Consider the following 11718-nt stretch of genomic DNA (forward strand, 5'->3'; position numbering starts at 1 on the left):
GCTGCACCTGCTTGGCCGTTGGCGGCTGAGTAAGGTGAGTACTGCAATTTCGGGCGAGGTTTAAATGCTCCAGCGAGCACTCAACAAACGTTCATTCAACAGGTTCGGATCGAGCGGCTTGGGCCGTCTCGCCATGGCGCTGAGAAACTGTTCCAGCGCTTCGTTCAATCGTTGTTCAAGTTGCGGCGTCAATTGCGCCTGGGCGCTGCCTTCGCCGTAAGCGATCTGGCTGTCCTCGGCAAAAATCCCCTGCAGCATTTCCTGAGCTTTCAGCGCCGACAGCACCGGTTTGAGCGCGTAATCCACCGCCAGCATGTGGGCGATGCTGCCGCCGGTGGCCATTGGCAACACCACCTTGTGGCTCAGTGCGCGTTCGGGCAGCAAGTCCAGCACGGTTTTCAGTGCACCCGAGAACGACGCCTTGTAAACCGGTGTGGCAATCAGCAGGCCGTCGGCGTTTTCAATTTGTTGAAGCAGGTCAACAACCTTGGGGCTGTCGAAGCGTGCGTGCAGCAGGTCTTCGGCCGGGAAGTCGCGAACCTGGTAACTCACCACTTCCACCCCTTGCTCTTGCAACCAGCGCTTGGAGCGCTCCAGCAACACGCCGGAACGGGAGCGTTGGCTAGGACTGCCACCGAGTGAGACGACCAACATTCAAAAGATTCCTTGAGCGGTACTAGCGATTCGCGGCTTGCGATCTCGCTGTGATGGGAGTGACCTTAACAGGTGATTTATATATCCATAAATCATATTTATTCATTTGGTTATTCGATATGGAGATATATAAAAGACGGATTTCAAGGCATAAAAAAAAGGCCGTCGAAACGGCCTGAAAACCCTGCTTTGCGGTATTGGGTGATCGTTCCCACGCTCTGCGTGGGAATGCAGCCCGTGACGCTCCGCGTCACTGGACGCGGAGCGTCCCTAGAGGCATTCCCACGCGGAGCGGGGGGAACGATCAACAACAAGACTTCAATGGTTACCTGTTCGGCTGCGGCGTCAGACGCAAGTACGGTTTCACCGCACGGTAGCCCTTGGGAAAGCGTTTGCTGATTTCATCTTCATCCTTGAGCGATGGCACGATCACCACGTCATCACCGTCCTGCCAGTTGGCCGGGGTGGCGACTTTGTAGTTGTCGGTGAGCTGCAGCGAGTCGATCACCCGCAGGATTTCGTGGAAATTTCGACCGGTACTCGCCGGGTAGGTGATGGTCAGCCGAATTTTTTTGTTCGGGTCGATCACGAACAGCGAGCGCACAGTCAGGGTGTCGTTGGCGTTTGGGTGGATCAGGTCGTAAAGGTCCGACACCTTGCGGTCGGCGTCGGCGAGGATCGGAAAGTTGACGAGCGTGTTCTGGGTTTCGTTGATGTCTTCGATCCACCGGTGGTGCGAGTCCACCGGATCAACCGACAGGGCGATGGCTTTCACGCCACGCTCGGCAAACGCCTCCTTGAGCCTGGCGGTAAACCCCAGCTCCGTGGTGCACACCGGGGTGAAGTCTGCCGGATGGGAAAACAGCACGCCCCAGCTATCGCCCAACCATTCGTGGAAACGGAGGGTGCCGGCGCTGGAATCCTGTTCAAAGTCGGGGGCGATGTCGCCCAGTCTGAGGCTCATGGTGCTGCTCCTGATGAGTGCGTGTTGAGCTCAACTGTGCCTGCATTTCTCAATGATTAAAAAGAATAAATATCGATTTATTTAGACCATAAACGAATATTAAATATCTGTTCACTGGACCTGTGCAGGTAACACACCGAACATCGCCCACAAGGTTCGAGAAGGCCTTGAGTGCTGCAAAAGAGGGGAATTTCAAGGCGGGATTACGGGGGTGACTCCGCCTTGAAACGCAAAAGCCCCGCCGGGCGAGATGCCGGGCGGGGCTTTTTTTGTCTCGGTTACGCGAGCGCTATTACAACAGCGGGATCGAGTAGCTGACGATCAGGCGGTTTTCATCCTGAGTGCGAGTGCTCGGCAGGTCGGTACGCCACATAGCGTTTTTCCAGGCCAGGCCAAGGTTTTTCAGCGGGCCTTCCTGGACCACATAGGCAACGTTCAGATCGCGTTCCCACTCGGAAGCGCCGTTAGCGGCCACGCCACCTTTAGCGTTAACGGTGTCGATGTCATCGCCGTGCAGGTAAACCATACCTGCCGTCAGGCCAGGTACGCCGACCTTGGCAAAGTCGAACGAGTAGCGTGCTTGCCAGGTTTTCTCGCCAGCACGGGCGAATTTCTGGATTTGCGAGTCGGTGATGATGTAGGCCGACGAACCGTCACCCTGGTTCAGCCAAGGGAAGTCGCTGCTACCGTTGCTGACCTGGTAACCGCCACCAAAGGTGTGACCGGCAACGGAGTACAGGAACAGGCCGCTGTACAGGTTGTTGTCGATCTTGCCTTTACCGTTTGGCGCGTTGTAATTGCCAGTGCTGTAGTACAGCGGGTCGTGGCCGTTTGCGCCGTCATCAGAGCTGTTGAAGTAACGGAAGTCCGACTTCAACACACCCGGGCCGATTGCCCAGTTGTGCAACAGACCCACGAAGTGTTGCTGGTAGAACTCTTCCAGGTTGCCGTAGTAGTACTGGGCCGTCAGGTCCTTGGTGATTTTGTAGTCACCACCGGCATAGTAAAACTTGTTGCTGTCGCGGAATTTGGTACCACGCGTGTTCGCGCCCGAAATCGACATCTGTTCGTTGTTGCTGGAGTTACGACCTTTAACGGCTTCGATCTGACCACCGATCAGCGTCAGGTCTTTGATGTCACCGGAAGAGATCTGGCCACCCTGCCAGGTTTGTGGCAGCAGACGACCATCGTTGGTCACGATGACCGGCAGTTTTGGCTGCAAAGTACCCAGCTTCAGTTCGGTCTGAGAGACCTTGGCCTTGGCAGTCAGGCCCAGGCTGGAGAAGTCATCAACCGCTTCGCCATTGGACTTGCTTGGGAACACCGTGCCGCCGTAGGAGGTCGCCGTGGCGCCGTTGGTGCCGCCGCCCGAATCCAGCTTGACGCCCAGCAGGCCGATCGCGTCGATACCGAAGCCGACAGTGCCCTGGGTGTAACCGGAGATGAAGCGCAGATCAAAACCCTGGCCCCATTCTTCGTTTTTGTTCGGACCGGTACCGTCACGGTAGTCGGTGTTGATGTAGAAGTTACGCAGCCCCAGGGTGGCCTTGCTGTCTTCGATGAAACCGGCGGCGCCTGCCTGCTGCGCCAAAACCCCAACGGCCACAGCCATGGCCAAGGTGGACTTGTTCATTGTTTCGCTCCTCTCATTTTTTAATTCTTGTGTTCCTGGCCCTGAGTCGATTGCCCTGGGTCCAGAAAGCGCAATGTGTGCCGAAGCTTCTAGCCCGGTCGTTTTGGCCGCGCAGGATACAACGTCATAAAGCTAAAAAGAATTTCATCTTTATTTCTCATAGCTTCAAGGAATATGCCTGGGCAGCACAGAGTCGAGGTATCGGCTAAAAAGCCGAATCCTTAACCTGTTTGATTAACGGGGGAACATTGCTCGCTCCGAAACCCGTGACGAGTGCCGGACGGGCCTACTTTAGGTGAGCACAGTAAAAACTAAAAAGAATAAAAAATAATTGACTGCGGTCATTTTGGAATATGAGAAAGCAAAAAAAGCCTCGCCGGTAAGGGCGAGGCTTTTTTGTTTGCTCTGTCTCGTCCTGAATCAGGTTTACACCTGTTTCAGGAACCAGACGGCCTGTTACAAGAAGCTGTAGGTGTAGTTGAAGATCAGACGGGTCTGGTCTTGATCAAGGGTGCTGGTGTTGCCACGGTAGGTACCGTGACGCAGCGTCGTACCAAACCCTTTCAGTGCACCCGTTTGAATCACGTAGTCCACACGTGCGTCGGTCTCGTGCTCACTCAGGTCTTTACCAGTACCGTTGGTTGCCTTGATGTCCTGGCCATTCAAGTAAGAAATCGAAGCTTTCAAACCTGGGACGCCCAGGGAGGCGAAGTCATAGGAGTACTGACCGAACGTGGTGTTTTCACCGGCACGGATGAAGCTGCCCACTGTGGCATCGGTAAACGAGTAGAAGCTGGCGCCGCCAGCACCTTCTTGACGACCTTTGTCATCGATAAGGTTGCCTTGGTTCAGGAAAACAAAGCCGCCGTCATCGTTGACGCGCTGGTGACCCAGCAGGAATGCGTTGCCACCCAGGGTGTAGGTGAACATACCGCTCCAGGTCTTGTTATCGACCTCGCCCGGAGTCTTGGCGAATCCGTTGTTGTTGTTGAAGCGGTAGCCGACGTCGCCGTTCTTGCCATCAGAGCTGCTGTCGAAGTAGCGGAAATCCGACTTGAACGACTGCTTGGCATCGATCGTCCAGACGTGCACCAAGCCCAGGAAGTCCTGTTTGTAGTAATCCTGCAGATTCGCATGGTAGTACTGCAGGGTCAGGTCTTTGGTTACTTTCCAGTCAGCACCGGCGTAACGGAACTGGTTGCTGTCCTGAGTACCGCCCGCCACTGCCATGCCGGTGCTGTTGGAGGAGGCGCGGCCCGACGCGTGCTCTAGCTGACCCAGGTTGATGGTTACGTTGTCGATTTCCTTCGAGGAGATCGTGCCACCTTCAAAGGTTTGTGGCAGCAAACGGCTGTCGTTCGCGATCAGGATCGGCAGGTTGGGTGCCAGAGCGCCACCCAAATGGGCTTCGGTCTTCGAGAAGCGCGCCTTGACGTTGCCATCCAGACGGCTCCACTCGTCAGCCGCATGATCGCCGTCGCTAGGGAAGAACGAGTTAGCGTTACCCGTCGGGTGATGCCCTTTGCCACCGTCCAGGTGGATGCCAACGAGTGCCTGGGCATCGATACCGAAGCCGACAGTACCTTGGGTAAAACCGGACAGGTAATCGAACTTGAGACCTTCAGCGGTTTCTCGCTGACGGTTAGCAGCAGCATTGTTAGCAGGAGCGTTCAGACTTGAACGCACATCGGCGTCGTAGTACATGGTCCGGGAACTGACGGAAGCCTTGCTGTCTTCCAGGAAACCGGCGGCGCCTGCCTGCTGCGCCAAAACCCCTACGGCCACGGCCAGGGCCAAGGTGGACTTGTTCATTGTTAAACTCCTCTCGTTTCTAATTCTTGTGTTCCTGGCCCCGGTTCTTTGCCCGGGATCCTAAGATGCGCGATTAGCGCCAGACCGTGACCCACAAGTCAATCGTAACTATATGTGTCTACGACCATGGTCTAATCCCCCGTTTTTTGGTCCATGCAGGTCATGAGTTCGTCATAAACCTGAAAAGAACTACCTGAGCCTTTTCTCATACCGTTTAGGAATTAAGCTCTAAATGACTGATAAATCCCGGAATAGAGCCACCCACTCATAAGCTAATTCCTAAATGGTATTTATTAGCCGTTTTTTAGATCGTTTAGCGTTTGAAGCAATTCGGAAACAAACCCCCACCGAAAGGCGACGCCATGACGACCAAACGCGCACTATCCGGCTCAATTGTTACAGTTTGTGTATCGATGCTGTTTTCTCTTTCCACTCAGGCGGCCAACCTGACTGTTGGGTATCAAACCGGTATCGACCCCAGCAAAGTCCCCCAGGCCGATGGTCTGTACGAGCAAGCCATCGGCCAGAAAATCGACTGGCGCCGATTCAACAGCGGCCCCGAAGTGGTGACCGCCATCGCCTCCGGTGACGTGCAGATCGGCAACCTCGGCTCCAGCCCTTTGGCCGCAGCCGCCTCGCGCAACCTGCCGATTGTGGCGTTCATCGTGTCCGCCCAGATCAATGCGGCTGAAGCCCTCGTGGTGCGCAACGGCAGCGGCATCGAGAAACCACAAGATCTGATCGGCAAGACCATCGCCACACCGTTCGTTTCAACCTCTCACTACAGCTTGCTTGGCGCACTCAAGCACTGGGGCCTGGACGCCTCGAAAGTCAAAGTGGTCAATTTGCAGCCAGCGGAAATCGCGGCGGCGTGGAAGCGTGGTGATATTGATGGTGCGTTTGTCTGGTCCCCGGCGCTGGGGGAAATTCGCAAGACTGGCAAGACGCTGACCGATGCCGCGCAGGTCGGTCAGTGGGGGGCGCCGACCTTTGAGGTCTGGGTCGCGCGTAAGGATTACGCCGAGAAACACCCTGAGGTGGTGGCCAAATTTGCCAAAGTCACCCTGGATTCGTTCGCCGATTACGCCGCACATAAAGACAGCTGGACAGCCGACTCGGTGCCCGTGCAGAAAATCGCCAAACTGACCGGTGCCAACGCTGCCGACGTACCGGAGTTGCTGGCCGGCTCTGCATTCCCGGATGCCAAGGCCCAGCAGACCACCGCGCTACTGGAGGGCGGTACGGCCAAGGCGATTGGCGAAACGGCAAAGTTCTTGAAGGAGCAAGGGAAGGTTGAAACGGTGCTGCCGGATTATTCGGCGTATGTCAGTGCGAAGTTTGTGGCGCAGTAACGGATCGTTCCCACGCTCTGCGTGGGAACGATCATAAATTACAGGGTCTTTTCGAAGATCTTCGAATTACGCTGATAGTTATACAGCGACGCCCGCGCCGATGGCAGGCGCTCGACGCTGCTCGGCACAAACCCGCGCTCGCGGAACCAGTGAGCAGTCCGGGTGGTGAGCACGAACAACGTTTTCAAGCCCTGAGCCCGTGCGCGGGTTTCAATGCGCTCCAGCAGTTCATCCCCGCGACCGCCATGGCGATATTCCGGGTTCACTGCCAGACACGCCAGCTCCCCGGCGTCCGAATCAGCAATCTGGTACAGCGCCGCACAGGCGATGATCATCCCTTCGCGTTCAACCACGCTGAATTGCTCGATCTCACGCTCCAGCACCTCACGGGAACGACGCACCAGAATCCCCTGCTCTTCCAGCGGGCTGATCAGATCCAGCAAACCGCCGACGTCTTCGATCGCGGCTTCACGCACCACCTCGAATTGCTCCTGCGCCACCAGCGTACCGCCACCGTCGCGGGTGAACAGCTCGGTCAGCAACGCACCGTCTTCGGCGTAGCTGACGATGTGGCTGCGCGCGACGCCGCCCCGGCACGCTTCAGCGGCCGCATCCAACAGCTCGGCCTGATAGTTGCTGCCCAATCGCTGTAGATGCGCCGGCACTTGTTGCGGACGCAATTCGCGCACCAGTCGACCGTTTTCATCGATCAAACCCAGGTCCGCGCCGAACAGCAGCAGCTTGTCCGCGCCCAGATCGATGGCCGCGCGCGTAGCGACGTCCTCGCAGGCGAGGTTGAAGATTTCACCGGTCGGCGAGTAGCCCAAAGGAGACAGCAGCACGATGGAGCGCTCGTCCAGCAGGCGGTTGATACCTTTGCGGTCGACCCGGCGCACTTCGCCGGTGTGGTGATAATCAACGCCTTCCAGCACACCAATCGGCCGCGCGGTGACCAGGTTGCCGCTGGCCACCCGCAGGCGCGAGCCCTGCATCGGCGACGAGGCCATGTCCATGGACAGGCGCGCTTCAATGGCAATACGCAACTGGCCGACCGCATCGATCACGCACTCCAGCGTCGCGGCATCGGTGATGCGCATGCCGTGGTGGTAATGCGGGGTCAGCCCACGCGCGGCGAGGCGGGTTTCAATTTGCGGACGGGAACCATGAACCAGCACCAGTCGCACCCCCAGGCTGTGCAACAGCACCAGGTCGTGGACGATATTGCCGAAGTTCGGATGCTCCACCCCATCGCCTGGGAGCATGACGACGAACGTGCAATCGCGGTGGGCATTGATGTAAGGCGAAGCGTGACGAAGCCAATTAACGTAGTCGGGCATGAACCTGGGCCTGTAATAAATAGCAGCCAAAAAAAGGGCGAAACAAAAAATGCACAACGGGCTGATGGTTATCGTCGGAACAGGCTTGGCGACACGCGCGCTCTCCTCATGAATACGGGTTGGGACACTGGCAATTTATACGTCAAAACACAGAACCTGTGGGAGCGCTCAACCGGCTGGCATTGGGGCTGTCAGGCAGTAATGTTGAATCAACTGACGTAATAGATGCACCGTAGGCTGCAAACGTGACATTTCAAGGTATTCCCCCGGCTGGTGCGCGCAGGCGATATCACCCGGGCCGAGCACCAGTGTTTCGCAGCCAAGGCGCTGAAGATAAGGCGCTTCGGTGCCGAACGCCACTGCTTCGGCAACATGACCGGTGAGCTTTTCAGCGACGCGCACCAGTTCCGAGTCTTCGGCTTGTTCGAAGGGCGGCACCTCGGGGAACAGCGGCGCGTAATCGATCTTCACCTGATGGCGTTCGGCAACCGGTTGGAGCCGCTGCAAAATCTCCGCGCGCAGCGCCTTGGGGTCCATGCCCGGCAATGGCCGCAGATCGAACTCCAATGAACATTGCCCGCAAATGCGGTTGGGGTTGTCGCCGCCATGAATACAGCCGAAATTCAGTGTCGGCGTCGGTACGCCGAACTGCGGGTTACGAAACTCTCGTTGCCATAACAGGCGCAATCCCCGCAGTTCGCCAATCGCATCGTGCATCGCTTCAAGGGCGCTGTGGCCCAGGCGTGGATCAGAGGAATGGCCGCTCTGACCGAGGATGTCGATGCGTTCCATCATGATGCCTTTGTGCATGCGGATCGGCTTCAGGCCGGTCGGCTCGCCGATGACCGCAGCCCGGCCCAACGGGCGACCGGCCTGGGCCAGGGCGCGAGCACCGGACATCGAGCTTTCTTCGTCGCAGGTGGCGAGGATCATCAGCGGTTGTTTGAACGGCTGGTCGAGCAATGGCAGAACGGCTTCGATAGCGAGGGCGAAAAAGCCTTTCATGTCGCAGCTGCCCAGGCCCACCCAACGGCCGTCCACTTCAGTCAGTTTCAACGGGTCGGTTTGCCACAACGCGCCATCGAACGGCACGGTGTCGCTGTGACCGGCCAGCACCAGACCGCCTGGGCCGGAACCATAACTGGCCAGCAGATTGAACTTGCCGGGGCTGACCTGCTGGATGTCGCAGGCAAAACCCAAATCACCCAGCCACGTCGCCAGCAAATCGATCACCGGACGGTTGGTTTGATCCAGGCTCGGTTGGGTACAGCTGACGGAGGGTGCAGCGATCAGCGCAGCGAACTGATCTTTCATGGACGGCAAAGGCATCGCTGACTCCCAACTCCCGAAGTGAAGTCCATCATAGAACCATCCGGTGACAGGAATAAACCGTCGCGGCGCGTACCCGCTGCGAGTCCTGTACACTGCACGACCTTGGCAGCCACACATTCCCCCGGCTGCGCTCCCGATCCTGGATTTTCCGGCCATGCAGAAAGAAACCGAAATCAAGCTCCGCGTCAGCCGCGAAACCCTCGCTGCCCTGCGCGAGCACCCGCTCCTGAAAAAACGCAACAAAAGTGGCTGGGAACGCCGTGAGTTGATGAACCAGTACTTCGACACGCCAGAGCGCGACCTGGCCCGCGCCAAGGTTGCCCTGCGCCTGCGCCGCGACGGCGAGGAAGTGATCCAGACGCTCAAGACCCGTGGCCAGAGCGTCGCCGGTCTGTCCGAGCGCAATGAATACGACTGGAACCTGCCCAAAGCCAAGCTCGACCTGAAGAAACTCGACGGCGAATGCTGGCCCGAGGAACTGGCCGAGCTGGACAAGAAAACCCTCAAGCCGATCTTCACCACCGACTTCGTTCGCGAACGCGCTGAAATCGCCTGGGGCCGTGGCAAGACCAAAGTGGTCATCGAAGCCGCGCTGGACTTTGGCCATGTGATCGTCGGCAAGCAGAAAGAAGAAATCTGCGAGCTGGAACTCGAACTGCGTGAAGGCGAGCCGGCCGCGCTGCTGGAACTGGCCGCCGAACTGGCCGAGAAACTGGCGCTGATGCCGTGCGACATCAGCAAGGCCGAACGCGGCTATCGCCTGTACGACGCCAACAGCTATTCGTTGAGCTTGCCGGCGCCGCAGATCACCGCCGAAACCCTGCTGGACGATGCCTTCGCCGCATTGAGCTGGCATTTGCTGGGCAGCAGCCAGCGTCTGGCCGAGCAATATCGCTTCAACGGCCACTGGCGTCTGTTGCAGGACTGGGTTGAAAACCTCGCCGAACTGCGCGCATTGCTCAGCAGCCTGGGCCAGGCCGCTCCACGTCAATCGACCCACGATCTGCGCCTTGCGCTGGATGCGTTGCTGGAAGACTGGCGTCCGCTGGTACAAGCCGGTCTGGACGACGAAGACGTGCGCAAAGCGGCACCGGAGCAGTTCCTCGAAGAACTCGAAGACCCGCGCTGGGGCCTGTTCTCGCTGAACACCTCGCGCTGGTTGCTGGCCCGTACCTGGGCAGCCGATCGCAACGTGCGTGGCAATCGCCAGGGCGCCGCGCAACTGGGCAGTTGGTTGCCACGCCTGCTGGGTGAAGAAGCGACCTCCCTGCAATTGCAGCGTTACCAGCAACAGCCGGAAGATCTGGCCGAGCAATTGCCGCGCATCGAGCGTATCCAGTCCTGGTTGCACCATGCCCGTCACGTGCTGGACATCCCGGAAATGGATCGCCTGTACGGTGAATTGAAGCAACTTGCCCTGCTAGCTAACGAGCCGATCACCGATGAATCGCTGGATGCGCGCAAGCAGCAGGCGATTGCGGTTTATCAGAATCGAGCCTGGAAAATGCTGCTGCGTATGTAATACCGCCATCGCGGGCAAGCCTCGCTCCTACAGGTTTTGTGTCAAACCCAATTGGGAGACCGACTCGAATTCTGTAGGAGCAAGGCTTGCCCGCGATGAGGCCCGCCGGTTCACCTCAAAACCTCAGACCGGCAAACTCGTCGTGGATTTGATTTCAGATAACGCCACGATCGAGTTGACCTCCTGTATCCCCGGCACCATCGACAGTTTTTCAAAGAAAAATCGCTCGTACGCCTCAATGTCCGCCGTGACAATGCGCAGCAAAAAATCCACCGACCCCATCAGCACATAACACTCCAACACTTCGGGAAAGCCGCGAATCGCCTCGGTGAATTCGGTGAAGTTCGAGCGTCCGTGCGCGTTGAGTTTGATTTCAGCGAAGATCTGCGTGTTCAGGCCGATTTTCTTGCGGTCAAGCAAGGTCACCTGCCCACGAATGATCCCCTCCTCTTTCATCCGCTGAATCCGTCGCCAGCACGGCGACTGCGAGAGCCCCACCTGTTCGGCGATCTGTGCACTGGAAAGCGAAGCGTCCTCTTGCAGCAACGCGAGAATCTTGCGGTCGTAGCTATCCAACTCGCTTTGCATAGAAAAACCTTATATCGCTATTTTTATGAATTACACGATTCGATAAATCGCCAATAACCCCAATCATAGATAAGAAATGTCCGCAACCGAATGTAAAAATTCCTCCAGTGATTTTGGAGTCCGACCATGCCGCATCTAGAAGCCGTTCATACCCCGCCCACCCGTACCGATGTCTGGAACGCCAGCAACGCCCACTGCCGTGTTCATTATCAACTGCTGGCCGAAGCCGAACCGGATGTGCTGTGCCGGGCGCTCAATCTGTTCGCGTTGCAGTTTCTGACGCCGCAGCAGGTCAACGTACAGCGCCAGGACGATGTGCTGGCGATCGACCTCGTCATCGACGGTCTGAGTTGGCACCGCGCCCAAGTGATCGCGCACAAACTGCGTAACCTGATCAGCGTCTGCTCGGTCGACGTGCAGCCGGAGGATGCGACGTGGGATGAGCCGTCCCAGGCGATGGGCTGAAAAACCTCGACACGGCTTTGTCCAGTAGTGGCCCAACGGTCGACGGGTCCACGACTATC

The 11718-nt window shown here is 57.7% G+C and carries 10 protein-coding genes; 3 read left to right on the forward strand and 7 right to left on the reverse strand.

What is annotated here, in order from left to right:
- Positions 1 to 60 precede the first annotated feature (60 nt).
- From ssuE to AB4N76_RS12630, 4 genes are all read right to left on the reverse strand, one after another.
- Positions 61 to 654: an NADPH-dependent FMN reductase gene (gene ssuE / locus AB4N76_RS12615; protein ID WP_046032281.1), complete on the reverse strand. Its 594-nt coding sequence runs from the start codon at positions 652 to 654 to the stop codon at positions 61 to 63.
- Between the two features lie 325 nt (positions 655 to 979).
- On the reverse strand, positions 980 to 1618 hold the full coding sequence (locus tag AB4N76_RS12620) for a peroxiredoxin (RefSeq protein ID WP_046032280.1): 639 nt from the start codon (positions 1616 to 1618) through the stop codon (positions 980 to 982).
- 292 nt (positions 1619 to 1910) lie between these two features.
- Positions 1911 to 3251 carry an OprD family porin gene (locus tag AB4N76_RS12625; protein ID WP_046032279.1) on the reverse strand — a complete coding sequence of 447 codons (1341 nt, stop codon included), beginning with the start codon at positions 3249 to 3251 and terminating at the stop codon, positions 1911 to 1913.
- Between the two features lie 456 nt (positions 3252 to 3707).
- Positions 3708 to 5063: an OprD family outer membrane porin gene (locus AB4N76_RS12630; protein ID WP_046032278.1), complete on the reverse strand. Its 1356-nt coding sequence runs from the start codon at positions 5061 to 5063 to the stop codon at positions 3708 to 3710.
- A gap of 362 nt (positions 5064 to 5425) precedes the next feature.
- Between AB4N76_RS12630 and tauA the strand changes: the two genes are divergently transcribed.
- Positions 5426 to 6415, forward strand: a complete 990-nt coding sequence (gene tauA, locus AB4N76_RS12635) for a taurine ABC transporter substrate-binding protein (RefSeq protein WP_046032277.1) — start codon at positions 5426 to 5428, stop codon at positions 6413 to 6415.
- A 38-nt stretch (positions 6416 to 6453) separates the two neighbouring features.
- Here the strand turns inward: tauA and argA are convergent, their stop codons facing one another.
- Both argA and argE read right to left on the reverse strand, forming a co-directional pair.
- Positions 6454 to 7752, reverse strand: a complete 1299-nt coding sequence (gene argA / locus AB4N76_RS12640) for an amino-acid N-acetyltransferase (protein WP_077431077.1) — start codon at positions 7750 to 7752, stop codon at positions 6454 to 6456.
- A gap of 168 nt (positions 7753 to 7920) precedes the next feature.
- Entirely contained in the window at positions 7921 to 9081 is a 1161-nt protein-coding gene (argE, locus tag AB4N76_RS12645) for an acetylornithine deacetylase (protein WP_046032275.1), read from the reverse strand.
- A gap of 157 nt (positions 9082 to 9238) precedes the next feature.
- Between argE and AB4N76_RS12650 the strand changes: the two genes are divergently transcribed.
- Complete coding sequence (locus tag AB4N76_RS12650; RefSeq protein ID WP_046032274.1) at positions 9239 to 10606, forward strand: CYTH domain-containing protein; 1368 nt, start codon at positions 9239 to 9241, stop codon at positions 10604 to 10606.
- A gap of 123 nt (positions 10607 to 10729) precedes the next feature.
- Here the strand turns inward: AB4N76_RS12650 and AB4N76_RS12655 are convergent, their stop codons facing one another.
- The gene (locus tag AB4N76_RS12655) at positions 10730 to 11194 is read right to left on the reverse strand and encodes an Lrp/AsnC family transcriptional regulator (RefSeq protein ID WP_046032273.1); all 465 of its coding nucleotides are present in this window, start codon (positions 11192 to 11194) and stop codon (positions 10730 to 10732) included.
- A gap of 126 nt (positions 11195 to 11320) precedes the next feature.
- Between AB4N76_RS12655 and AB4N76_RS12660 the strand changes: the two genes are divergently transcribed.
- Complete coding sequence (locus AB4N76_RS12660) at positions 11321 to 11659, forward strand: hypothetical protein (protein WP_460164508.1); 339 nt, start codon at positions 11321 to 11323, stop codon at positions 11657 to 11659.
- The last annotated feature ends 59 nt before the right edge of the window (positions 11660 to 11718 follow it).

This window comes from Pseudomonas sp. S2_F03 (assembly GCF_054668335.1).